This is a genomic window from Pseudomonas sp. LBUM1651 (assembly GCF_059716135.1).
Genome location: NZ_CP166805.1, coordinates 2,248,458 through 2,272,162, shown reverse-complemented (window position 1 = coordinate 2,272,162; position 23,705 = coordinate 2,248,458). Strand labels below are relative to the sequence as shown.

Here is a 23,705-nt window from a genome sequence, read left to right as displayed (position 1 = left end):
TGCGATCTCAGCGACCGGCCACGGGCATTGTCAGCAACTGCAAGCGCTGGGCAATGGCGGCGGCCGGGGCATCGGGCCGGATTTTGCTCCAGCGTTTGTTGGCCACGTCACCTACGATCAGCTGTGTTGAATGTTGCTCCGGTGTGGGCACGATCTGGCCGATGCGGCCGAGTACAAGGTCCATTTGCGCCTTGTCGCCGGTGAGAAAAAGCCAGTGGGGGCCATCGACGCCCTGCTTCAAGGTGTAAGCCTTGAGTACCGCCGGGGTGTCCCGCAACGGATCACTGGTAAGGGAGATAAAGGTGATGCCGTCCGCCTGGTCGCCCAGCAACTCACGCACTTCCTTGAGCTTGCGGGTGATCAGCGGGCAGGCATCGTTGCAACGGGTGAAAATCACGTTCAGCAGCACGACGCGGTTTTGCAACACATCGCTGTAGAAGCGCAGGGTTTCACCGTTCTGGTCCAGCAACGGTGTGTCGGTGAACCAGGTTTTCGCATCGCGCGTGCCGCTCGCCGGTTGTGCGGTAGCTACCGCTGGAGCGGGTTCCTCGTGCCCTTCGTGAGCAAATGCCATCGCACTGAAAATCCAGAAGCACACCGTCAGGGTGATCCAGTCGAGGACTCTCATGGCTGCTGCTCCATGGCAATGGCGGTGTGCTTGGCGTGGGCGTTGCGCTGGCCGCTGAGCTTTTCCACTTCACGGGTCAGCACGGCGGGGTCGGTGAAACCGTAATAGCGCGTCCAGTGGCGGCTGTTGCCGTCGCCGACGAGGATCAGCGGTTGATGGTTTTTGAAGTCACCGCTGAAGGTGCCGAGGCCTTTGAGGGTAGCGTTGATCGATTGCGAGCTGCCGGTCAGCCAGCTCCAGCCCGGACCGTTCTGAAAGGTGCGGGCATAATCGTTCAGGCGCCTGGCGTCATCGCGCTGCGGGTCGATACTGATCGACACCAGCTGCACCTCGGCGCCCACCCGTGCACCCAGTTTTTTCTGCACTTTGCCCATGATCGACGACACCACCGGGCACACCGTGGTGCAGCTGGTGTAGATGAAACTAATGACCACGATTTTGTTGGTCACCAGGTCTTTTTCCAGACGCACCGGTTGACCGTTCTGGTCCACCAGCGTCACGTCGGCGAATTTGACCTGGGCACTTTCCGAGCTGGCGCTTTTGGCCGGCATGTCGTGCCCGGCGTGTTCATCCGCCGAGTGCGCCAGGGCTTGCCCGATACCGGCGGCCAACAGGCAGAAGGTCAGCAGTCCACGGTGTGCGAATCGGTTCATGTCGATTTCCTCTTCAGTGGGCATCGCCGGGCAGGACCCGAACGCTGGCAAAAGTTTTGTCGTCGAAATTCGCGCCGAGGGACGCGGCCCGCACGTGCAAGTACCAGGCGCCGTGCAGGTCGAGGGTCACCGGCGCTTCATAGATACCGTTGCCGACTTCGAGCGCAGCGACTTCCCGAGCCCGCGACGTCGGGGCGCGGAAGTAGCGCACCTGAACATCCTTCACGCCGCTGCGCTGCGCCTTCTGCTGGCCTTGAACAATGCGAAAGCGCACGGTGTAAGGACGGTCGAGGACCGCTGTGGACTTGTCGAGCATGAACTCGACTTTCGGTACGCCAGGGTGCCGGGTGAGGCTTTTGTCCGGTTCAACCAGCGCGGTGAAGCAATGGATGATGTTGGGTTGATTGAGCAGGAACGCCACGTCGAAACGCCCGGCGTTCGGCAGTTTGATCCGCGCACCGTACAACCCCGGCTCGACTTCTCGCAGGCTGCGATCGATGACCATGGCCGCTCGCGCCACCTGCCCGCGATTGGGGTAGCCGGACATCGGCGCGTTCATGCCTTCGGCGTAGAAATAGGTGGTGTTGTCCACCGGATTGACCACGAACACTGCGTTGTCGTCCCGCGACACCGCGAGGCTCGACGCCAGCGGTAAATCGCCGGCCAGCCGTGGCGCCTGCGGCCCGGCTTCGAAACCCTGGCTGATCGGCGTGCGGCCCTCGCCCAGCGACGACAGGTTGATCATCGTCACCTTGGGCGACGCCAGTCCACGCACGTAGGCGTAGGCCTTGGTGAACACCACTTGGTAGGGTTCGGTGGACACGTCCAGCTCGTGGATCAGCGAATCGGTGGCGGCGTCGATCACGGCAGCCTGGTTCTCCAGAGTGTTGAGTACGATGCCGAAACGACCGTCTGCGCTGAAACCCATCGGGCCCAGGCCCTGTTTGATTTTGATCACACGGCGCACGTCGAGGCTGGCGCCGTCGACCACGGTGACGGTGCCGTCCTTGCCGTCAGCGACATACACCGCCTGGGACAGCGGCGAGTACGCCACCGACAACGGGTTCGAACCGGTCTTGAGTTGCTTGCTGATGGTCAGGCTGGCGATGTCGATGATGCTCAGCGTGCCGTCGTCGCGGTTGCTGACGAAGGCGTAACGGCTGTCCTTGCTGAAGGCGATTTCGTGATGCCCGCGGCCGGTCGCCAGGTGTTTCAGGGGCTTCAGGCTTTGGCTGTCGATCACCGTGACGCCGGACGCTTCAGCTTTCACCGCATTGTTGCCGACCCACAGCAAGCGCTCGTCCGGTTGCAAGGCCAGGCGCACTGGCTGGCTGCCGGCGCTGACCGAGTCGATCAGCTTGAATTGCTCGCTGTCGATCACCGCCACTTCGCCGGCGGTGGGCATGGAGATGAACACGCGTTTGTTGTCCTTGCGGGTGACCCAATCCATCGGCGGCTGCTTGATGTCGATGCGCGACAGGGTGCTGGTGATGCCACCCACCGAGACCGACGGATCGACTACCGAGACACTGGCATCGCGGTTCATCACCAGCAGGAAATAGCTGTTCAGGTCGAGCAACGGACGCGCGCCGACGCTCGATTTAAGGAACACCCCAACCCGGGATTTGCAGCTCCGTTCACGGCCCTGAGCCTGATCGGCGGCGACGGTTTCCGGGTCCAGCCAGGCACCGGGATTGACGCCTGAAAGGGGTTGGCCCGAACTGCTGTCACTGACCCGGAAGAGCACGTCGGCAAACTCGCCTTCGCGCAACACGCCGTCCTCGGCCAATGGCCGCAGCTCCAGCTCTACCGACACACCGTCGCGTTCAAGCTTCTGGCTGCTCCAGGTGTCGGGCAGCGCCACTTCGCTGAGCAGAGTCGCCGGTGTCGTGCGCCAGACGCCCAGCCAGATCAGCGCAATCCCGACAATCAACGCACAACTGGCAATTTTTATTGTTCTGTCCATAACGCATCTCCCCTCAGTTACGCGTCACACCGGTCCTGTGGCGAGGGAGCTTGCTCCCGCTGGACTGCGCAGCAGTCCCTTTTATAGGGCCGCTTCGCGCCCCAGCGGGAGCAAGCTCCCTCGCCACACTATGTCTCGCGTCTACGGCGCCGGTTCTGGTTCATTGGTCACCCGCAGCAATCCCCACAACCCGGCGGTGTTGCCATAGGCGGCGTAATCGCGGAACAGGTAATCGCCCGGTATCGCGTTGCTGCCCCCGGCGCTCGGGTGCATGAAGCTGAAATGCGCTGCCGGCAGGATGCTTTCGCGGGCGCCGATGTACATCGACATCGGGTTGTAGCCGAACCGCACCGAACCCACGCCCGGCGTACTCATCGGGTAACCCCCGGTGTCGCTCTTCTCCGACTGGAACGGGTTGACCGACCAGACATGCCCGTCCAGCTGGAAGGTCGTGCCGCGGCTGCCACCGGTGGGCATCAGGATGTGCGTGCGGAACGGTTGCCCCGGTTTCACATACAGCACCGGCGTCTGCGGATCGCCCCCCACCAGCGCATTGCTGTACGCCATGTGTGCGTTGGGCATGTCGCCATAACCCGCGCCGTCGGCGTGGCCGAATGGTGCATCCGGCGCCAGGCCGAAGCGATACCACAGCGGCTCGGCCTTGTAGTTGATGGCCATGCTCGAGTTGTCCTGTGGATCGGTCGGCACGCCGAAGCCTTCCGCGGCGATGCCTTCCACCGGCCGGCCGTTGGCCCAGCGGATGTTCAACGCTTTCTGCCAGACCATCGCAAAGTCGCGGTAAGTGGTCTGCCCCGGTGCGGTGACGGTCGCGTTCGCCTTGCGCGCATCTTCAACCCAGGTGGCGCCGATCGGCAGGATGCTCATCGCACCGCCCAGGCCTTTCTGCGGTTGCTTGATCACGTCCGCCGGGGTGAAATTCAGCCCGCCGAACTCCACCGCCGTGGCGTTGATATTGTCGACGCTGCGACCCAGTTGGGTGATCGGTTTACCTTCACGCTCCAGGTGCCCGGCGTAGTACTGATAAGTACGGTTCGGGTACGCGCCGCTGTTGCCGACCCGTGGTGGCACGGTCTGGATCGGGTTGGCGCCGACGTTGGTGCCGTCCGACTTGGTGATGTCGTACGTCAGCAACTGCGCGTGCAGCCCAACGTGGCTGGACGGCCGCATCAGGTTGTTGCTGAAGGTGGTCGAGCCCTGGCCGCTGTTGCGATCACGCTTGACCATGCCTTGCATCACCGCCGTCTGGACGAGGTCCGGCATGACCATCGGCAGACGGTTTTCCAGGGTGATATTGATGCAGTCCCCCGCCGTCGCGCGCAGCACCAGGGGTTCGACCGGCACACCGGGCTTGAGCTTGCCGGTGACCGGATTGAGGTCAGCCTTGCGCACATAGAGGATCGCGGTCGGGTCATGCAGCGGCCCGCTTTGCCCGCCGATGGTGATGGTTTCGCCGTCTTCAGGGTCCTCCACGGTGACTTGGGGAATATTGACCATCCGCGAGTTGAACACCAGGGTGCCCCCCGCCGGATTCAATGGCCCGCCCACGTGTTGCCCGATCCCCGCCGGATCGCCGAGGGTCAGGTTCAGCGGATTGCCGAGAATGTCATTGGCCAGCGCCGCGACCACTTCATAGTTGCGCTGCACCGTCGGCCGGGTGCCGATGCCGTTGGGGTTGGCGCTGATCCGAGGGCAGATGCCGTCGAAGGCCACCGTGTTGCGCATACCGGCCGGTTTCGGGTTGTTCGGCAACGCGAACAGATCGTTGCGTTGTGCGGTGTAGTTGCGCATCACGCCCCAGATCCCGCTCCAATAGCCTTCCAGAGAGGCGTCCATCGAGTACAGATAGTCGCCCGTCGTCGCCGCTGAACTGGACATCATCGCGACCGGCGCATTGAAGCCCATCTGCTCGGAAATCCCGATCATCTGCGACGAGCGCCAGCCGGAGTTGGAGCTGTTGCCGTAACCGGAACCGCTTTGCAGCCATTTCACGCCGTGCAGGGTCACGTTGTGCTCTTCTTCATGGCCGCCGGCATGCACCCGCAGCCGCACGTTGTCACCGGTGTAGGTGCGCAGCATCGGCGTGAATGGATCGCCCGGTTCGGCGCCGCCACTGTTGATGTGCGGCGGGAACAGCGTGCTGCCGCCGGTGGGGCCGGTCGCCGCGGTGATCAGGTTCGGCGCCAGGTTCATCGCCGGGATGGCGCGGTCGGTGCGGCTTTGCATGGCGTACGCGAGGTCGCCGCCGAGGCCGTCAGCCTGCATGCCGCGCTTGCCGTCCGGGCCGACCTTGTTCGGGTCGTACACCCGCAGGGCCAGCGGTTCGTTGCGGTAATTGACCACGAACATGCCGGGGTCATCGACCGAGATCGCTTGCGGGCATGGCCGGCTCGGGCAGCCAGGAACCATGCCGCCCTGCACTTCGAGGATGCCGTCCAGCAGGGTGCTGGCGTTATTGCGCACCGGCGGGTTGATCGCGTAGCGGAAGCTGTCCGCAGTGGCGGGGAACGCTTGCGGGTTCGGCACGCCATTCGGGCCAGCGCCGACGTACACACCGGCTTCATAGGCGTGCTGGAAGTCGCTGTATTCGAGGAAGAACTCACGGAAGCTGTCGTTCTTGCCGTCGCCGTCCAGGTCACCGGTGGACACCACCGCTTGCCACGACGTTGGCCCGCCGTCCTGCCGCGCGCCGCTGTACAACGGCTCGCCGGTTTCGGCGTGGAACCAGGTGGAACCGGCCGGTTCAGCCAGCACAGTGGCGTACAGACCAATCTGTTGGTGCGTCGATGGGCCGAGGTGGTCATGGGTGAAGATGGTCCCCAAGCCACGGTCGACGCCTTTGGTGTTCACCACCGGATCGACAAACCAGCGCTGCATCGCGGTGCGCGCACCGACCCAGTCGGCCCGGCCATATTGACCGAAGTACGGGTGATTTTTGGCTTTCGGGCAGGCCGCCGTGCCGTCACGCGGGTCGCTGCCCGTGCACTGGTTGAACTCGCGAATGGCATGGATGCGTTCTTGCACCGCACCGGGGGAAAGTACGCCGTCTTCGTAGTTCCAGCCGTTGGCCGAGCCGTCGGCGGCCGTCAGGTCCCACTTCGGCAGGTGGATGTGCTGGCCGATCACGTCGGTCGGCGTGCGCACCTGATAGTCATCCATCTCATAGGTGGCTGGCACCAGGTTGGTTTGCTGGTATTGCACGCAGTCGAAAGTGTTCATGCGCATCACCAGGGGTTCTGGCGGACGCTGCTTGGTGATCACCGGCCAGGCGTCTTCCCAGAGCGCCAGAATGCGTGCTTGCGGGAAGTGATAGCCGACCTTGTTGTACACCGCGTCAAACTGAATGTTCGCCGCTTTGTAGACCCGTGGACGGTCAGCCGTGAACGTCGAAGACCCACTGAAAGACATGCCGTCGAACCGTTCACCGCTGGCGAACTCGCCCATGCCAGCGCTGCTGGTCAGGCGTTTTTGCCGGTCGTCCATGCACGGTTCGTAGAAAGGCGCACCGGCGATTGGCAGCGCACCGTTCGTGCGGAAGGCGCGCGCGACGATTTGATTGCCGGGCAGCACGGCGAAGCTCGGGTGGTCTTTTTTCGCGTGGAAGGCCATGGCCGCCTGTTCGACTTCGGTGCCCTCTTCCGGCAGATAAAGCGGTTTGGCGCGGGTCACTTCCTTGGAGAAATCCAGCGATGTGGTCACGGTGTGCGCTTCGCCACCGGCAGAGAATCCGTCGAGGGAGTGACGCCCGAGACCGCCATCCCAACCACCGGACTGCGCCGGGTCGAGATTCGCCCACAAGGCCTTGCCGCTGGTCTTCAAGGCCTGGGCCTTGGCGGCGTCGAGCATGTCCAGCGGCGGGGTTGGCGGGCGTTGGCCGACCGAACTTTCCATGCCGCCGATCCAGAATGGATAGCCCGGGTTTTTCAGGCTGCCGTCGGCATTGCGGTTGGCTTCACTGCGGTCGACCAGCGCCAGGGAGCCAATGGCCTGGGCGCCACCGCCCTGATGCTCATCGTCATCGCCCTCTTCATCATCGTCGTCGTTGGCGGCGACCAGGGTCTGACCGATTTTCGGCACGATCGCTACTTTGCCCGGCATCGGCGCCATGGCTTTGCCCGGCAGCGGCACGACCGCCGGAATCGGCGTACCGGCAACGATCTCGCCATCGGGCAAGGCCCGGGCGCCAGCGGCCGGTTTGCCGCTGCGCAGCGCGTAAGGTTCGTTGTGATAACCGTCGGTGCCCTGCTGGGAAACCTCCAGTTTGGTGCCTTCTTCAAACACATCGTGCACTCGCCACATGCTCCACATGCCCTGGGCGAAGTGCGGATAGAAGTGGCAGTGATAAATCGCATCGCCCGCCACACGATTCCGGTTACCCGAACCGCCGTTGGCGATTTCATAGGTGTAGCCGGCACCTGGCCCGATGCCTTGGGCATCCACATAGTCGGAGTTGTCGTCATTGGGGTTGAACAGCCACTGGTGCCCGTGCAGGTGGAAAATGTGCTGCTCGTGGCCGTTGTGGGTGTTGCGGAATTTGACGAAGTCGCCGATGTAGCTGTGGTTGACGTTGGCCGGCTCGGACGGATACAGCGCCATGGTCGCCTTCACCCCGACCTGATCGGCGCGCGGCGTTTCACCAGGGCGGATGTTTTCAAGGCCTGCGTTGGCCGGCACGTCCACCAGCATCGCCACGTCGCCGACGGTGTGCGAGCTGAGGAAGAATTCTTCATAGGCGCAGGACAGGCAATCGTGCATCGGCCCTACACCCAGCCGGTTGGCCACCACCTCCGCGCCCATGCCACCGGAACCGTAATTGATCATGAACGAGTCGCGAGTCGGCTCCAGCACATGGGCCATGACCGGGTCTTCCCAGTACGCGGGAAATGCCTGGGTCGCGGCGGTTTCATCCTGGAACTGCGAAGCGAAATCGCGGAACGGTTCCAGCCGGTTGGGCAACGAGGGGTTGCGTTTGCCGATGGCTTCCAGCGGATAGGTCGACGGCGGGAAGCTGCCGTCGGCGTTGCTGCCCATCACGATCGCATCGCTCTCGCTGGAAATGATTTCGGTGCCGTCGACCATGTTGATGATCGGCGTGCCGGCCTTGCCTTCACGGATCCACGGTTCGCGCTGCGGGTAGCGCGCCTGGTAATCGACAATCGGTTGACCGGCCGGTGTACGTCCAGTGCTGGCCAGGCGCATTTCTTCTTCGGTCAAGGTGTTGCGGTAGGTACGACCACCCTTGGGCACCACCACCACTTCCCCGAACAGGCCGTTGGCCACGTTGCCTGCATCGCCTTCGCCGCCGAAGGTCGCGCCGCGGCTGCTGGCGGCGAATGCGCCTTCGCGTTCGGCGTACAAGGTGTAGGAACGGGTCGCGCCCGGCGGGATCAAGGTGTTGGCGTTGCGCCCGGTAAAGGACGCGATGTCGTCGATGCTGTTGACCGCCTGCATACCGTTGACCTGGAAGCCGACGTGGCGGTCGGTGACCTGCTCATCGACTTTGAAGTCGTCTGCGTTGCCGTTCTCGACACCCTCCTCTTCCTCTTCCTCGTCACCGTCTTCATGCGAGCCGGGATTGGCCTGATAGGCGAGCAAATTCTGCAGGTTGATGGTCAGGCAATCGCCGGCGGCCACCCGCAGCACCAACGGACGCGGGCGCTTGTCGGGCCGCAGCGAGACTTTGCCCGGCACGGCCGCACCGCCGCGGGCCAGGGACATGTCATGGTCATCGACCACGTCGCGACGCAGGGCGAACATCATGCCGTTGACGTTCTGCGCACCGAGGCGGTTGAACATCAGCGGCTGATCCAGCGCCACGACGTTCGCCACCAGATTGCGCTCGCAGCGTACGGCGGCGTCGGCCATCTCGACGCCCAGCATCGGCGCGAGAAACAGCAGCAGGTTAACCAGGTGATTGGCGTGGGGTCTGCCGGTCATGATCGTGGGCCTCGCTGTGGGTGCTGCTCACAGGAATAATTCTCGACAAATCCCCTTGAGCAATCCGCATGCCATAAATATTTTTGTTATTTTTCAGTTAGTTGCAGATACCACTTAACAAATCGGGGGAAATACCCCCACCCATTCCCCCCACATTTCGGGCTGGAATCCATCTCGCCCAAAACGCAAATCCCTGTAGGAGCGAGCTTGCTCGCGATGGTGGGTCAGCTACATAGGTGTCGACTGACACTCCATCGCGAGCAAGCTCGCTCCAGGGAACTGGGGTGTTGAGGGATACGGGGGGCTTTGCCCCACTTATGGGGCAACCCCCAATCACAGCGGCGCATCCACGGCCAGGCCCTGCAAGCGGCGGTATTGGCGCAGCACGCTCGGCACATAACGCCGGGTTTCGGCGAACGGCGGAATCACCCCGCCACGGCTCAGCACCGCTTGCGGCCCGGCGTTGTAGGCCGCCACGGCGAGGGCGATGTCGTTGTCGAACAGGGTCATCAGGTGCTTGAGGTATTTGGCCCCGCCCTGGATGTTGGCCTTGGGGTCATAGACGTTGGCCACGCCCATCTCGCGGGCGGTGTCGGGCATCAATTGCATCAGCCCTCCCGCGCCTTTGGCTGACGTTGCGCCAGAGTCGTAATGGGACTCGGCCTGGATCACCGCATGCAACAGCGCCGCGGGTAATTCATTGGCCCTGGCGGCCGCCGAGACCAGCTCGGCGTAGGGTTGCCGGGCAATCATCTGGGGCTGTTGATCGAGGCTGACCAGCGACGATTCCGGCTCGCGAATCACCCGTTCATAGGTGCGACCGGGACGGTGGACATTGGACAGAACGTAGCTGCCCTTGGTGTCCACGGAAACGAACACATCGGCCTGAGCGACGCCGGCCAGCAACACACAGCCGAGCAGTCCTGTGGTGAGTGTTTTCATTTTTTGTCTCCCCTGACCGGCCCCGAAAAATGGGGCTAATGCCCCAATCGCCGGTAGTGAAACAGCCATACGCAAGCACTGTGCCGGATGCGCAAAGGCCCGTAATTCAGGGGTTGCAGAAGGATGCCCGAGGGTGAGCATGGCAATTGCATGAGCCGCTATGGCGACCCTTCTGCCGACTGTGTGAGGTCATCATGAATCAGCGTCTGTGTACTTTCCCGCGTAACTGTTCACCGCGAGCTCAGCGCGGGTTCACCCTGCTCGAACTGTTGGTGGTGCTGGTGGTGCTGGGGCTGTTGGCCGGCATCGTCGCGCCGAAGTATTTCGCCCAGTTGGGCCGCTCCGAAGTGAAGGTGGCCAAGGCGCAAATCGAAGGCCTGAGCAAGGCACTGGATTTGTACCGTCTGGAGGTCGGCCACTATCCGTCGACCGAACAGGGTTTGCAGGCGCTGATCACCGCGCCCAGCGACGAAACCCGCTGGACCGGCCCCTATCTGCAGAAAAAACTGCCGCAGGACCCATGGGGCCGCAATTACACCTACCGCTACCCCGGCGAAAACGGCGAATACGACCTGCTGTCCATGGGCAAGGACGGTCAACCCGGCGGCGAAGGCGAAAACGCCGAAGTCACCAGTTGGCAGTGACAGGAGGCAAGCATGCGCTTTCATCTCAAGGCGGTCGGCAAGGCCGGCGTGGTCGCGATGACGGTCGAGGCCCAAGGGGACAGCGAAGCCCGGCGCATCGTCGAAGACCAGGGGCTGCGAGTGGTCAGCCTGCACGCCGAGCGCCATTGGCGCGCGTTGCGATTGCATAAACGCGAGACGTTCAATCTGGTGTTGTTCAGCCAGGAACTGACCACCCTGCTCAATGCGGGCCTGCCGTTGATCGATGCGCTGGAAAGCCTCGCGGAAAAAGAAACCGCGCCACAGGCCCGCAAGACTTTGAGTGAACTGGTGCGCCTGCTCTACGAGGGCAAATCGTTCTCCCAGGCGTTGGCCCAGTTGTCGGCGGTGTTCCCTCCTCTCTACGTTGCGCTGGTGCAGTCCAGCGAGAAGACCGGCGCCGTGGGCGATGCCCTGGGCCGTTATGTCAGCTATCGCCAGCGCATGGACGAGGTTCGACAGAAGATCGTCAGCGCGTCGATCTACCCCCTGCTGTTGCTGGTGGTGGGAGGTGGCGTGGTGTTGTTTCTGATGGGCTATGTGGTTCCGCGCTTCAGCCTGGTGTTCGAAGGCCTGGGCAACAACCTGCCGTGGTTGTCGCAAATCCTGATGAGCAGCGGGATGTTCCTGCATGCTCATCAGGGCGAATTCTTCGGCACGTTGGCGGCAATCGTCGTCGCCCTCGCCTTCCTCCAGCGCCAACCGGCCTTTCGCCGGGGCGTGGACCGAGTGATCGAAAAACTCCCGGCCGTCCATCAACGCATCTTCATGTACGAACTGGCGCGCTTCTACCGCTCGCTGGGGATTTTGCTGCAGGGCGGCATCCCCCTCGTCACCGCCATGGGCATGGTCCGCGGCCTGCTCACCGTCGCCTCCCGCGTGCGCCTCGACCAGGCCTGCGAACGGGTGCGCGAAGGGCAATCGCTGTCGGCCGCGCTGGAGCTCAACCACCTCGTCACCCCTGTGTCCCTGCGCTTGCTGCGCGCCGGCGAGCAGTCCGGCAACCTCGGGCAGATGATGGAACGCAGCGCCGACTTCTACGACGAAGAAATCAGCCGCTGGATCGAATGGTTCGTGCGGTTGTTTGAACCCTTGCTCATGACCTTCATCGGGCTGCTGATCGGGGTCATCGTGATCCTGATGTACATCCCGATTTTCGAGCTGGCCTCGAGCATTCACTAACCCCTGGAACAGGGTCGGGTTGTACCGTTCATCGTTCATCGACGTAGCAACTGAATAAACCGGTGCGTTGCGGTGTTCACCCACTGAATCAAGTAGCACGTTGCATTGCTCATCAACGTTCCAACCCGAACAAGAAGACGGAGAACGGCATGCACATCAAAAAACTTTTACTGGCAGTAGCCATTGGCGCAGTTTTGTCGGCGTCTACCGTATTGATTCCGGACAGCCTGTCCGGGGTATCGAGTGCTCAGGCCAAGGATGGAGGGAGTGGTGGTGGAGGCGGCGGAGGCGGTGGTAACGGTGGCGGAGGTGGCGGAGGCAGTGGCGGTAATGGCGGTAATGGCGGTGGTCACGGTGGCAGCGGCAGCGGTCATGGCGGCGATGGCAATGGTCATGGCGGCAATGGCAGCGGTCACAGTGGCAACGACCATGGCTCGGGGCATTCCGGCAATACGGCCTCATCCGGTCGCAACGGCACCCATGCCGAACCGGGAGACGATCACGGGGTTCATCACGCTGGTGAAATTGGCCATAACCGCGGCGTTCATCATGCCGGCGAAGTTGGCGACGACCACGGCGTTCATCGCTCCGGTGAAATCGGTGATGATCATGGGGTTCATCGTTCTGGCGAAATCGGCGATGACCATGGCGTGCATGTCGGTGGCGAGCCGGGGGATGACAAAAGGACCTGATCACCACTGATCTCAGGAACGCCGTTTTTCCCCCTGTGGGAGCGAGCCTGCTCGCGATAGCGGAGTATCAGTCGATGAAAGTGTTGACTGACACACCGCTATCGCGAGCAGGCTCGCTCCCACAGGTGACCGCGTGAAACCTACAGACCACCCTCAGCCCGATCCAGCCGCTCACGCAAAAACTCGATCAATGCCTGCACCGGTCGCGAACTCTGGCGATGCTGCGGGTACACCGCCGACAACGTCAGCGGCTCCGGGCGAAACTCGTCCAGCACCGGCACCAGCCGTCCATCCTTCAACGCCGCCCCGACAATGAACGTCGGCAGGTAAGTAACCCCCATCCCGGCAATGGCCGCATCCTTTAGCAACTCCCCGTTGTTGACCCGCATCCGCCCGGTGACGTTGACCGTCAGCGGCTTGCCCTGCCCTTCGAAACGCCATTGCACCTGACGCCCGTGGCCGTACGGCAGGCAGTCATGCGTGTGCAAGTCTTCAGGTTTGAGCGGCGTGCCACGCTCGGCCAGGTAAGCCGGGCTGGCGCAATACACCCGCTGGATGGAGGCGATGCGTCGGGCGATCAGCGTCGAGTCTTCGAGGGTGCCGATGCGCAACGCCAGGTCGTAGCCCTCGCCGAGCAAATCCACCGGGCGATCGCTCAAGTCCACTTCCACCGTGACATCGCGATAGCGCTGCAAGAACAACGGCAGCAGGCAGCCCAGGTGCGCCAGCGCAAACGACAACGGCGCACTCACGCGAATGGTGCCGCGCGGTTCGGTGGTCTGGCCCGCGATGCCCTGCTCCACTTGTTCGACTTCGCCGAGCAGGCGCAACGCGGACTCGTAGTAACTCTGGCCCAGCGGCGTGACGTCCAGCCGCCGCGTCGAACGGTTGAGCAGCCGCACGCCCAAACGCTCTTCGAGTTGCATCAAGCGCCGGCTGACGAACTGCTTGGACAGTCCCAATTGATCGGCCGCAGCGGTGAAGCTGCCGGAGTCCATGACCTGGCAAAAAATACGCATATCTTCGAACGGATTCATTGTCACACTCTGGTTGACAGTTAAACGCTTTATAGCTGCTTTTTCCGTTTTCGGCATCCTATTAATCTGTGTCCACGGTGTTGCTGAGGCCTGAACCACAGCGCCAACAGCAACCTGAACCTTAGGTAATCAACGTCGAACTCATTAAAAAGGATTTACCCATGAACATCGTCAAAAAAACCCTGACCGCGTCCCTTCTCGCTCTTGCTGTCGGCAATGCCTTTGCCGCCGGCAGCCCAGGCCTCGAACACAACACCCAAGCCTTCCTCGAAGCCCTCGCCGCCGGTGGTGGCAAGCCGCTCGAGCAACTGAGTCCGAAAGACGCCCGTGCGGTACTCACCGGTGCGCAAAACTCGGTAAAGGTTGACCTGTCGGGTGTGGACGTCAGCGACCGTGCAATCAAGGTCGATGGGCAAACCATCAACCTGAAAATCGTGCGTCCGGCCAAGGTCAAAGGTGAATTGCCGGTGTTCATGTTCTTCCACGGTGGCGGCTGGGTGTTGGGCGATTACCCGACTCACCAGCGTCTGATCCACGACCTGGTGGTCGGCTCCGGCGCCGTCGCGGTGTATGTCGATTACACGCCGTCGCCGGAAGCGCACTACCCGACCGCGATCAACCAGGCCTACGCCGCGACACGCTGGGTGGCTGAACATGGCAAGGACATCGGCGTCGATGGCAAGCGCCTCGCCGTGGCCGGCAACAGTGTCGGCGGCAACATGGCGGCGGTCGTGGCATTGATCGCCAAGGAACAGAAAACCCCGGCGCTGCGCTTCCAGCTGTTGATGTGGCCAGTGACCAATGCGCAGTTCGACACCGGGTCGTACCAGCAATTTGCCGAGGGCCACTTCCTGACCAAAGGGATGATGAACTGGTTCTGGGACAACTACACCACCGACCAGGCCGAGCGTGCGCAGGTCCATGCCTCGCCGTTGCAGGCCAGTGCCGAACAGCTCAAAGGCTTGCCGGCAGCGTTGGTGCAGACCGCCGAATTCGACGTGTTGCGCGACGAAGGCGAAGCCTATGCCCGCCACCTCGATGCGGCCGGTGTACCGGTGACGGCTATGCGTTACAACGGCATGATTCACGACTTCGGTTTGCTGAACCCGCTGAGCCAGATTCCGGAAGTGAAGGCAGCGGTGCGTCAGGCAGCGCTGGAACTCAAGACTCACTTGAACTGAGCACGAACCCTTCGCCACACAGAAATGCGTGGCGAAGCTGCTTTTCTGTAGGAGCACGGCTTGCCGGCGAAGGCGTACTTGAGGACGCCTTCGCCGGCAAGCCGTGCTCCTACGAAAAGCAAAGCAATTCCCACCATGACAACAAAAACCAGTCTCCCGGAGTTCTCCCATGTCCCTCATCTACGGTCATCTGCTTTCCTGGAGTGCCCTGTTGCTGGTAATCGACACCGTGCTCTGGCACGTAGCTCCGTTCAAGCATCGCGTCACGCGGGTCGGTGTGCGCCTGGCGCTGTTTCTGATGTTCAGCGCGCTCATCATCAACGCCGGTGTCAGCCCGTTGCAGGCTCCGCTGTTTGCAAATGACCGCGTGGCGCAACTGGGCGCTACGGCACTGGGGATTCTCTGGTGGTTGTACGCCGCACGAGTACTCACCGAAGTCATCGGCCTGGTGCTGATGCGCCGCATCGGTCATAGCGGACGCTTGTTGCAGGACGTCATCGGCGCGCTGGTGTTTCTGGTCGCCATCGTTGCGGCGGCCGGCTATGTTCTGGAGCTACCGGTGAAAGGTTTGTTGGCAACGTCCGGGGTGGTGGCAATCGTTGTCGGCCTGGCGTTGCAAAGCACCTTGAGCGATGTGTTTTCCGGGATCGTGCTCAACACCACCAAGCCCTATCAAGTGGATGACTGGATCATGATCGACGGCGTCGAGGGCAAAGTGCTCGACATCGACTGGCGCGCCACCCACATGCTGACCAGCGCCGGCAGTACCGCGGTGGTGCCAAACTCGGTGGCGGCCAAGGCGAAAATCGTTAACCTGAGCCGGCCGAACAACATGCACGGCGTGTCGATCAGCATTCAGGTGCCCAACCACATTCGCCCGCGTCGGGTGCTGGATGCACTGGATCGTACGCTTCAGGGCAGCAGCCAGTTGTTGCTCAACCCGGCACCGAAAGCGGTGCTGAAAGAGGCCGGCGAAACCATGTCCGAATACGTGGCCAGCGGGTTCATCGCCGAGCTTGGCAAGAAAAGCGAAGTGCGTAATCAATTGTTCGACCTGGCCCATCGGCACCTCGAAGCGGCGGGCATTTCCCGTCAGCTCGACGGCGTGATCGAACCGACAACCCGCGCACGGGCGTTGCTGGATGAGGTGAAAATTTTCCGTTCCTTGAGTGAAGAGGAACGCGATCAGATGGCGCAGTCGATGGTTGCGCAGCAGTACGCGGCCGGTCAGGTGGTGCTGGAGCTGGGCGAAGTGCCGGACAGTCTGATGGTCATTGCCACGGGCGTGGTCAGCGCCACCGTTCCCGACGGCACGGGGCAAACCGAAGCCGGTCGAATGGGGCCAAGTGAGGTGATGGGCGAACAGAGCATCCTGACCGATACGCCGTCGCAGGCGACGTTCACCACGCTGACCTCGTGCATCATTTACCGGATCGACAAATCCCTGACCCGTAGCTGCATGGAACAACGGGTTGAAGTGGGTCGGGCGTTGAACAAGTTGCAGGCGGTAAGGCAGCAGAACAGCCGATTGGCGTTGCTGGCCAAGCCGGTGCCGATCAAGAAGGGAGGTTTTTTGAGCTGGCTACAAAAACGTCAGGCATAACGCGAACCCTGTAGGAGCGAGCTGGCTCGCGATGGTCGTTAACGATAACGCGTGTTACCTGGATAAACGCGGTGTCCTGGAGACCATCGCGAGCAAGCTCGCTCCTACAGGTCGAAGCATTACTTCGACGTCAGCACCGAATAGCTGTTCATCAGATTGCGGTAGTTAGGAATGCGCGGCGACAGCAGGTTCGCCAGGCCTTCCATGTCGTTGCGCCAGTCACCCTGCAGCTCGCAGGCCACCGAGAACCAGTTGACCAGTTGAGCACCGGCCGCCGCCATGCGCGCCCAGGCTGCCTGTTGCACGGTTTCGTTGAAGGTGCCCGAAGCGTCGGTCACCACGAACACTTCAAACCCTTCAGCCAGTGCCGACAGCGTCGGAAACGTCACGCAAACGTCAGTCACCACACCGGCGATGATCAGTTGCTTGCGGCCAGTGGCTTTGACGGCCTTGACGAAATCTTCGTTGTCCCAGGCGTTGATCTGGCCTGGACGCGGGATGTACGGAGCGTCCGGGAACTGCTCCTTCAATTCCGGCACCATCGGGCCGTTCGGACCGTTTTCGAAACTGGTGGTGAGGATGGTCGGCAGTTTGAAGAACTTGGCCACGTCACCCAAGGCCAGCACGTTGTTCTTGAATTCGTTCGGCGAGAAGTCCTGAACCAGCGAGATCAGACCGGTCTGGTGGTCGACCAACAGGACAACCGCATCGTCTTTATTCAGGCGTTTGTACGGAACGTTGCTCATGTGAAGCTCCTCGATGGATGGGTGTTACATACGGCGCCGACACCGCTGCATCGACGCTTTCTTGTGATCGTCAGAACGCGAAGCACGAGCAGCCAAAGGCGCCCCAGAATCCCGCGAAATCGCTGACCGGCGCATTCGACAAACGCGCCTTTTCATGGCTGTGGGCATGCACGCCGCACGGTCCGCTGCAATGGTGAACCTGCGCCTGCATCGGCGACGTCGGGCGCCAGTGACCCGGCACCTTCACCACCGGCGACCAGTCCGGCAGCACCGGCACGCTGGCCGGCCCGAGTTTTTCGAAATCACCGGCGGCATACACCACCTTGCCGCCGACCACGGTCAACACCGATTCGATCCACTTGATCGCTTCTTCGTCGACGCTGAAAAAGTCCGCGCTCAGGGCCGCGACGTCAGCCAGCTGGCCGACCTTGATCATGCCTTTCTTGCCCTGCTCGGAAGAGAACCAGGCGCTGCCGTGGGTGAACAGTTCCAACGCGGTTTGACGGGACAGCCCCTCGGCGTGCAGCTCCAGGCCACCGACGGTTCGACCGCTGACCATCCAGTACAACGAGGTCCAGGGGTTGTAACTGGACACTCGCGTCGCGTCGGTGCCGGCGCCGACCGGCACGCCTTCGGCCAACATGCGCTTGATCGGTGGCGTCGCTTCGGCAGCCTTGGCGCCATAACGCTCGACAAAATATTCGCCCTGAAACGCCATGCGATCCTGAATCGCAATGCCGCCGCCCAACGCCCTCACCCGTTCGATGTTCTGCGGGGTGATGGTTTCGGCGTGGTCAAAAAACCACGGCAACCCGTTGAACGGAATGTCACGGTTGACCTTCTCGAACACGTCGAGCATGCGGCTGATGGATTCGTTGTACGTGGCGTGCAAACGGAACGGCCAGCGCTGCTCGACCAAGTGGCGGACCACTGGTTCCAGCTCGTCTTCCATGGTTTGCGGCAGGTCCGGGCGCGGCTCGAGGAAGTCTTCGAAATCCGCCGCCGAGAACACCAGCATTTCCCCCGCGCCGTTGTGCCGCAGATAATCGTCGCCCTGATGCAGGGTGACGCTGCTGGTCCAGTTCTTGAAGTCGGCCAGCTCTTCCTTGGGCTTCTGGGTGAACAGGTTGTAGGCGATGCGGATGGTCAGTTGCTGGTCTTTGGCCAACTGCTCGATCACCTGGTAATCGTCCGGATAATTCTGAAAACCGCCGCCGGCGTCGATGGCGCTGGTCAGACCGAGACGGTTGAGTTCGCGCATGAATTGCCGGGTCGAGTTGACCTGATACTCCAGCGGCAACTTCGGCCCTTTGGCCAGAGTCGAGTACAAAATCATCGCGTTCGGTCGCGCGACCAGCATGCCGGTCGGCTCACCGTTGGCATCGCGCACAATCTCGCCACCCGGCGGGTTCGGCGTGTTGCGGGTATAGCCGGCCACGCGCAACGCGGCGCGGTTGAGCAAGGCGCGGTCATACAAATGCAGGACAAACACCGGCGTATCCGGCGCGGCCTGGTTGAGTTCTTCAAGGGTCGGCATGCGCTTTTCGGCGAACTGGAATTCGTTCCAGCCACCGACCACCCGCACCCATTGCGGCGTAGGCGTGCGGTCGGCCTGATCCTTGAGCATGCGCAAGGCATCGGCCAGCGACGGCACGCCTTCCCACCGCAGTTCGAGGTTGTAGTTCAAACCACCTCGGATCAGGTGCAGGTGCGAATCGTTGAGACCGGGAATGACGCAACGCCCCTTGAGGTCGATGACCTGCGTGCCCGAGCCGCGCAGGGCCATGGCTTCGGCATCGGTGCCGACCGCGACGAAGCGACCGGCGCTGATCGCTACGGCGCTGGCGCGCGGGTTTTCACGGTCAACGGTATGAAATTGGCCATTGAATAGAATCAGATCGGCGTTCATCGCGTTTCCTTGGGCTGAGTGGAAGAGGACAGCCAAGGCGCGAACAACCGCGTCGCCATCGGCATGAACAGGTACACCACCGAGACGACGATGGTCAGCGTGATCAGAAACGTGGCGACCACGTAATTCGAGAGAAAAGCATTGAGCTGCAACAGCGGGCCCCAGATCAGTGGCACCAGCAAGGTGTGCGGCAGAATCACCAACAACGTCACCACAGCCTGCTTCCAGCGCGGCGGCGGTGAACTGGTTTCAGCCTGTGGGGCGAACCAGAATTCGTTGACTGGATTGACCTCGGTCTGGTCGCCGTCCGCCAGCATCGGCGTGGCTTCGTTGACCAGTTGCAGCCGTTGCGGCGAATCAAGCCAGTGCTGCATCGATTCGGTGGAACAAAAGCGCAGCACGCAGGTGTACAGGTCGAGCCCGGCGCTTTTGCCGCGAATCACGTCGACGCCCAAGTGCCCTTCCTGCTGCCCGGCAATGCTGACAATGTTGCGCAACCAGGCCTCATAGGGCACTTCAAAACCAGCCTTGACCCGATGCTTGATGACCAGGGTCACGACTTCCTCGAAACGATTGGATTCAGGCATAACGCAAAGCTCCGGCGAATCGGACATTGAGCGCCAGCCGTCCCGGCCCGGCGATAAGAATGCTGGTGAACAGAATCAACAGCAGCCAGCCGAACTGCCCTTCATCGAGGCTCCATTGCGGGTGCACAACCAGCAACGCGACCCACAGCAAAAACAGAATCGGCAGGCACGCCAGACGCACCAACACCCCGAAAATGATCAACAGCGGACACAACACCTCGGCAAAAATCGCCAGCATCAGCGTGAGGTTTGCGCCCAGGTGAAAAGGGTCTTCGATGACTTGCAGCTGAGCGCTGTAGTTAAGCAGCTTCGGCAGACCATGCACCCACAGCAGAAACAAACCACCGCTGACCCGCAAAAAAAACAGCCCGACGTCCTGAACCCGTTCATTCAATCGCGAAGCGTTCATGGGATACCTGCACGAATGAAAAACCACCGGCGTCAATGCGCCGGGACCTCGTTTGATAGTGCCGGTGTGGGGATGGGAAAAATTGAATGTACGTGCTCTTTTTGATTGCCGTCGCTAATCCACCACCCACTGAAGATCCCCTGTGGGAGCGGGGGCAGCCGCAAGATCAGGTCGACTGGCAGGCCGCCATCGCGAGCAGGCTTGCTCCCACAATTGGATTGGGTGCAGTCGCAAGATCAGGTCGGCTGGCAGGCCGCCATCGCGAGCAAGCTCGGCTCCTACAATTGGATTGGGTGCAGTCGCAAGATCAGGTCGGCTGGCAGGCCGCCATCGCGAGCAAGCTCGGCTCCTACAATTGGATCGGGGGCAGTCGCAAGATCAGGTCGGCTGTCAGGCCGCCTTCGCGAGCAAGCTCGGCTCCTACAATTGGATCGGGGGTAGCCGCAAGATCAGGGCGGCTGGCAGTCCGCCTTCGCGAGCAAGCTCGGCTCCTACAGTTGGATCGGGGGCAACCGCAAGATCAGGTCGGCTGGCAGGCCGCCATCGCGAGCAAGCTCGGCTTCTACAGTTGGATCGGGGGCAGCCGCAAGATCAGGTCGGCTGTCAGGCCGCCTTCGCGAGCAAGCTCGGCTCCTACAATTGGATCGGGGGCAGTCGCAGATCAGGGCGGCTGGCAGTCCGCCTTCGCGAGCAAGCTCGGCTCCTACAATTGGATCGGGGGTAGCCGCAAGATCAGGGCGGCTGGCAGTCCGCCTTCGCGAGCAAGCTCGGCTCCTACAGTTGGATCGGGGGCAACCGCAAGATCAGGTCGGCTGGCAGGCCGCCTTCGCGAGCAAGCTCGGCTTCTACAGTTGGATCGGGGGGCAGCCGCAAGATCAGGTCGGCTGGCAGGCCGCCTTCGCGAGCAAGCTCGGCTCCTACAATTGGATCGGGGGCAGTCGCAGATCAGGGCGGCTGTCAGGCCGCCTTCGCGAGCAAGCTCGGCTCCTACAGTTGGATCGGGGGTAGCCGCAAGATCAGGTCGGCTGGCAGGCCGCCATCGCCAGCAAGCCGGCTCCTACAAAAGCTGGCCGGCGTACACCCGCTTTTCACCACTCATCAGGCCGAGCGTTAGCTCGCCTGCAGCTCTTGATCTTGATCCACCCGCCCCTTCGGGAGGCTGAGTGGAGGTGTTCATCCGGGGAGTGGCGCGCAGCGCCGTTCGACGCAGTCGAACACGCTGCATGTAGGTCGTCGCGAAGCAGACCGGAGGGCAGTGTCCCCGGATGAATACCGGAGCGAAGGAACGCCGAGCCTTAGCGAGGGGCCGGACGCTCGGGGCGAGACCTTTTGGTTCCTTTTGGGGCGTTTGCCAAAAGGGACTCGCCGTAAGGGCGAAACCCTAAGTGGCCGTTACCGCAGAAATGGATATGTACTCAATCAGCCAGAACCTGGTCGGCCCGAAGGCCGCCACGTTCAACCCACAATCGGCAAAGGCCTAGACATGAACTCACTGATCCGCGACCGCAACCACCGCTCCGCCGGATCATTGTCATGCACCCCGCTCCAGGCCATCGACAACTGCGCCGCCTCAATCGGAAACGGCGGATCCTCGGCACGCAAGCCACAGCCCTCAACCAACGCACACGCCGCATAATCCGGCACCGTGGCAACCATCTCAGTCCCGGCCAACAACGCCCGCAACCCGCTGAACTGCGGAACGCCCAACACCACCCGCCGACTCCGCCCGATCTTGGCCAGATCCAGATCGATATTGCCGCTCAAATCACCGGAGAACGACACCATGGCATGAGGCCGTTCGCAGTACTCGTCAAGCGTCAGCGTTCCCGGCCGTTTATCACCACGCAGCACCTTGCACGGAATGTCCCGCAACTTCTTGCACTTGGCATTCGCCGGCAAATCCGTGGTGTAACTCACCCCCACAGAAATTTCCCCCGAGGCCAGCAACGCCGGCATCAGCAGATAGTTGGCGCGCCGCACCACAACGACGATCCCCGGCGCCTCTTCCTGCAGTTGCCGCAACAACGGCGGAAACAACCCGAATTCGGCATCGTCCGACAGGCCGATGCGAAACACATCGCAGCTTGTCGTCGGATCGAATTCTTTCGCTCGGCTGACCGCTCCGGAAATGACATCCATCGCCGGCTGCAACTCCTTGAGAATGGCCAACGCCCGCCCGGTCGGCTCCATGCCGCGACCGTTGCGCAGCAACAACGGATCGTCGAACAAATCCCGTAGCCGTCCCAGCGCAGCACTCACCGCCGGTTGCCCCATGAACAGTTTTTCGGCGACGCGGGTCAGGTTCTTTTCGAACATCAACGCCTCGAAAATCACCAACAGGTTCATGTCGACGCGGCGCAGATCATTACGGTTCATAGGCACGGTTTCCTTGGGAGGGCATCGGACTTTACTCGATCAGCGGGACTTTGGCCGCTCGTTTGTAAGGGCCGTATTCGACCGGCACCCATTGGAAGTGCTTGCCCTCTTCGGCGATGTGACCGATACCCGGAAACGGCAAGTGCGCCGCCGTCATCCAGGTTTTGCTCGCAGCGGCATCGCTGAAGACTTTGGCGCGGCTTTTGATCGCTTGCTGACTGTTGACGTCAAATCCAATCGAGACTTCCGGGTGCAAGAACTGCACCGCGAGGTTATGCACCAGGTCGCCCATGAACAGGATGCTCTGCCCCTGCGAGGTAAAACGGTACGTGGTGCTGCCCGGTGTGTGTCCGGCTTCCAGCGTGGCTTCGACGCCCGGCACAGGCGACTGACCGGCGTCGAACGTTTTAAAGCGACCTGCCGCGACATACGGTGCCGTGGAGTCCTGGGCGATTTTGAAATACGGTTTGGCACCCTCGGGGGCCTTGGCGAGGGCCTGAGGATCAAGCCAGTAATCGGCTTCTGCTTTCGCGGCGTAGACCGTGGCGTTGGCAAACACCGGTTTCTGCTGGCCGTCGACCAGTCCGCACACATGGTCCAGGTGCAGGTGAGTCAACAGGATCGTGTCGACCTGCGAAGGCTCGTAGCCGGCCGCTTTCATGTTGTCCGAGAGCATGCCCGCCGTCGCACCGATGCATTGACCGGCGCCGGTATCCACCAGGATCAATTGCTTGCCGGTGTTGATCAGAAAGGCGTTGAACGCGGTCTGCACGCCCGGCGTTTCAATCGAGCGACGGGCCAGCAGCGCGCGAATCTGGCTTTGGGTCAGGCCCTTGAGCAGTTTGGGCGACAGGTCGTTGTAACCATCGAACAGTGCGGTCACCTCAAAATCGCCCACGGCCAATCGGAAGTAGCCGGGCACTTGTGTGTCGACCTGCGCCGGTGCCTGAGCCGAGGAAACGCCGGACGCCAGCGCCATCGCGAGGCCCAACGCGCAAATCAGAGAATGTTTCATGCCTTCACCCTTGATCGAATCGCAAAAGCGGCCCTGCACAGGTCCGCCACATGACATCAATCATGCACGGGCCCCGCGTCTCGAAAATTGCAGCAATGTGCTGAGTTGGCACGGTTGTCCTTAACTGCGCGCAGACGAAATTAACAACGTTTAACTCGCCTG

17 protein-coding genes are annotated in these 23,705 nt (G+C 61.9%); 5 read left to right on the top strand and 12 right to left on the bottom strand.

Annotated elements, in window-relative coordinates; all coding sequences use genetic code 11:
* Positions 1-7: 7 nt before the first annotated feature.
* The 5 genes from ACA066_RS10495 to ACA066_RS10475 form a co-directional block, all read right to left on the bottom strand.
* Positions 8-628 (bottom strand): SCO family protein, encoded by a 621-nt coding sequence (locus tag ACA066_RS10495; protein WP_497699132.1) that lies wholly within the window; start codon positions 626-628, stop codon positions 8-10.
* Positions 625-1,281 carry an SCO family protein gene (locus ACA066_RS10490; protein ID WP_497699131.1) on the bottom strand — a complete coding sequence of 219 codons (657 nt, stop codon included), beginning with the start codon at positions 1,279-1,281 and terminating at the stop codon, positions 625-627. The genes ACA066_RS10495 and ACA066_RS10490 overlap by 4 nt, the downstream gene beginning before the upstream one ends.
* Before the next feature lie 13 nt (positions 1,282-1,294).
* Positions 1,295-3,247 carry a cytochrome D1 domain-containing protein gene (locus tag ACA066_RS10485; RefSeq protein ID WP_497699130.1) on the bottom strand — a complete coding sequence of 651 codons (1,953 nt, stop codon included), beginning with the start codon at positions 3,245-3,247 and terminating at the stop codon, positions 1,295-1,297.
* A 141-nt stretch (positions 3,248-3,388) separates the two neighbouring features.
* Entirely contained in the window at positions 3,389-9,202 is a 5,814-nt protein-coding gene (gene mnxG / locus ACA066_RS10480; RefSeq protein ID WP_497699129.1) for a manganese-oxidizing multicopper oxidase MnxG, read from the bottom strand.
* 333 nt (positions 9,203-9,535) lie between these two features.
* Complete coding sequence (locus ACA066_RS10475; protein ID WP_497699128.1) at positions 9,536-10,144, bottom strand: lytic transglycosylase domain-containing protein; 609 nt, start codon at positions 10,142-10,144, stop codon at positions 9,536-9,538.
* A 194-nt stretch (positions 10,145-10,338) separates the two neighbouring features.
* On the opposite strand from ACA066_RS10475, the gene gspG reads away from it, so the two are divergent.
* The 3 genes from gspG to ACA066_RS10460 all read left to right on the top strand — a co-directional run bounded on the left by gspG (position 10,339) and on the right by ACA066_RS10460 (position 12,680).
* The gene (gene gspG, locus ACA066_RS10470; protein WP_497699127.1) at positions 10,339-10,788 is read left to right on the top strand and encodes a type II secretion system major pseudopilin GspG; all 450 of its coding nucleotides are present in this window, start codon (positions 10,339-10,341) and stop codon (positions 10,786-10,788) included.
* 12 nt (positions 10,789-10,800) lie between these two features.
* The gene (locus ACA066_RS10465; protein WP_497699126.1) at positions 10,801-11,988 is read left to right on the top strand and encodes a type II secretion system F family protein; all 1,188 of its coding nucleotides are present in this window, start codon (positions 10,801-10,803) and stop codon (positions 11,986-11,988) included.
* A 149-nt stretch (positions 11,989-12,137) separates the two neighbouring features.
* On the top strand, positions 12,138-12,680 hold the full coding sequence (locus ACA066_RS10460) for a hypothetical protein (protein WP_497699125.1): 543 nt from the start codon (positions 12,138-12,140) through the stop codon (positions 12,678-12,680).
* Between the two features lie 140 nt (positions 12,681-12,820).
* On the opposite strand, the gene ACA066_RS10455 is transcribed toward ACA066_RS10460, so the two are convergent.
* Positions 12,821-13,717 carry a LysR family transcriptional regulator gene (locus ACA066_RS10455; RefSeq protein ID WP_497699124.1) on the bottom strand — a complete coding sequence of 299 codons (897 nt, stop codon included), beginning with the start codon at positions 13,715-13,717 and terminating at the stop codon, positions 12,821-12,823.
* Between the two features lie 161 nt (positions 13,718-13,878).
* On the opposite strand from ACA066_RS10455, the gene ACA066_RS10450 reads away from it, so the two are divergent.
* Together ACA066_RS10450 and ACA066_RS10445 are read left to right on the top strand one after the other, a co-directional pair.
* Positions 13,879-14,898, top strand: a complete 1,020-nt coding sequence (locus ACA066_RS10450; protein ID WP_497699123.1) for an alpha/beta hydrolase — start codon at positions 13,879-13,881, stop codon at positions 14,896-14,898.
* Between the two features lie 169 nt (positions 14,899-15,067).
* Entirely contained in the window at positions 15,068-16,501 is a 1,434-nt protein-coding gene (locus tag ACA066_RS10445) for a mechanosensitive ion channel domain-containing protein (RefSeq protein ID WP_497699122.1), read from the top strand.
* Positions 16,502-16,620: 119 nt separating this feature from the next.
* Here the strand turns inward: ACA066_RS10445 and ycaC are convergent, their stop codons facing one another.
* The 6 genes from ycaC to ACA066_RS10415 form a co-directional block, all read right to left on the bottom strand.
* Complete coding sequence (gene ycaC, locus ACA066_RS10440; RefSeq protein ID WP_008032694.1) at positions 16,621-17,247, bottom strand: isochorismate family cysteine hydrolase YcaC; 627 nt, start codon at positions 17,245-17,247, stop codon at positions 16,621-16,623.
* A gap of 70 nt (positions 17,248-17,317) precedes the next feature.
* Positions 17,318-19,156, bottom strand: coding sequence for an amidohydrolase (locus ACA066_RS10435; RefSeq protein ID WP_497699121.1), 1,839 nt, complete (start codon positions 19,154-19,156; stop codon positions 17,318-17,320).
* Positions 19,153-19,743, bottom strand: coding sequence for an antibiotic biosynthesis monooxygenase (locus tag ACA066_RS10430; RefSeq protein WP_497699120.1), 591 nt, complete (start codon positions 19,741-19,743; stop codon positions 19,153-19,155). The genes ACA066_RS10435 and ACA066_RS10430 overlap by 4 nt, the downstream gene beginning before the upstream one ends.
* Positions 19,736-20,152 carry a DoxX family protein gene (locus ACA066_RS10425; protein ID WP_497699119.1) on the bottom strand — a complete coding sequence of 139 codons (417 nt, stop codon included), beginning with the start codon at positions 20,150-20,152 and terminating at the stop codon, positions 19,736-19,738. Before ACA066_RS10425 ends, ACA066_RS10430 begins: the two co-directional genes overlap by 8 nt.
* A gap of 1,455 nt (positions 20,153-21,607) precedes the next feature.
* Positions 21,608-22,528: a LysR family transcriptional regulator gene (locus ACA066_RS10420; RefSeq protein ID WP_497699118.1), complete on the bottom strand. Its 921-nt coding sequence runs from the start codon at positions 22,526-22,528 to the stop codon at positions 21,608-21,610.
* Positions 22,529-22,559: 31 nt separating this feature from the next.
* Complete coding sequence (locus ACA066_RS10415) at positions 22,560-23,543, bottom strand: MBL fold metallo-hydrolase (protein WP_497699117.1); 984 nt, start codon at positions 23,541-23,543, stop codon at positions 22,560-22,562.
* Positions 23,544-23,705: the final 162 nt, after the last annotated feature.

Excerpts from the sequence above, each read along its gene's own strand:
- ACA066_RS10495 (WP_497699132.1), bottom strand. The coding sequence starts at position 628 with ATGAGAGTCCTCGACTGGATCACCCTGACGGTGTGCTTCTGGATTTTC.
- ACA066_RS10490 (WP_497699131.1), bottom strand. The coding sequence starts at position 1,281 with ATGAACCGATTCGCACACCGTGGACTGCTGACCTTCTGCCTGTTGGCC.
- ACA066_RS10485 (WP_497699130.1), bottom strand. The coding sequence starts at position 3,247 with ATGGACAGAACAATAAAAATTGCCAGTTGTGCGTTGATTGTCGGGATT.
- mnxG (WP_497699129.1), bottom strand. The coding sequence starts at position 9,202 with ATGACCGGCAGACCCCACGCCAATCACCTGGTTAACCTGCTGCTGTTT.
- ACA066_RS10475 (WP_497699128.1), bottom strand. The coding sequence starts at position 10,144 with ATGAAAACACTCACCACAGGACTGCTCGGCTGTGTGTTGCTGGCCGGC.
- gspG (WP_497699127.1), top strand. The coding sequence starts at position 10,339 with ATGAATCAGCGTCTGTGTACTTTCCCGCGTAACTGTTCACCGCGAGCT.
- ACA066_RS10465 (WP_497699126.1), top strand. The coding sequence starts at position 10,801 with ATGCGCTTTCATCTCAAGGCGGTCGGCAAGGCCGGCGTGGTCGCGATG.
- ACA066_RS10460 (WP_497699125.1), top strand. The coding sequence starts at position 12,138 with ATGCACATCAAAAAACTTTTACTGGCAGTAGCCATTGGCGCAGTTTTG.
- ACA066_RS10455 (WP_497699124.1), bottom strand. The coding sequence starts at position 13,717 with ATGAATCCGTTCGAAGATATGCGTATTTTTTGCCAGGTCATGGACTCC.
- ACA066_RS10450 (WP_497699123.1), top strand. The coding sequence starts at position 13,879 with ATGAACATCGTCAAAAAAACCCTGACCGCGTCCCTTCTCGCTCTTGCT.
- ACA066_RS10445 (WP_497699122.1), top strand. The coding sequence starts at position 15,068 with ATGTCCCTCATCTACGGTCATCTGCTTTCCTGGAGTGCCCTGTTGCTG.
- ycaC (WP_008032694.1), bottom strand. The coding sequence starts at position 17,247 with ATGAGCAACGTTCCGTACAAACGCCTGAATAAAGACGATGCGGTTGTC.
- ACA066_RS10435 (WP_497699121.1), bottom strand. The coding sequence starts at position 19,156 with ATGAACGCCGATCTGATTCTATTCAATGGCCAATTTCATACCGTTGAC.
- ACA066_RS10430 (WP_497699120.1), bottom strand. The coding sequence starts at position 19,743 with ATGCCTGAATCCAATCGTTTCGAGGAAGTCGTGACCCTGGTCATCAAG.
- ACA066_RS10425 (WP_497699119.1), bottom strand. The coding sequence starts at position 20,152 with ATGAACGCTTCGCGATTGAATGAACGGGTTCAGGACGTCGGGCTGTTT.
- ACA066_RS10420 (WP_497699118.1), bottom strand. The coding sequence starts at position 22,528 with ATGAACCGTAATGATCTGCGCCGCGTCGACATGAACCTGTTGGTGATT.
- ACA066_RS10415 (WP_497699117.1), bottom strand. The coding sequence starts at position 23,543 with ATGAAACATTCTCTGATTTGCGCGTTGGGCCTCGCGATGGCGCTGGCG.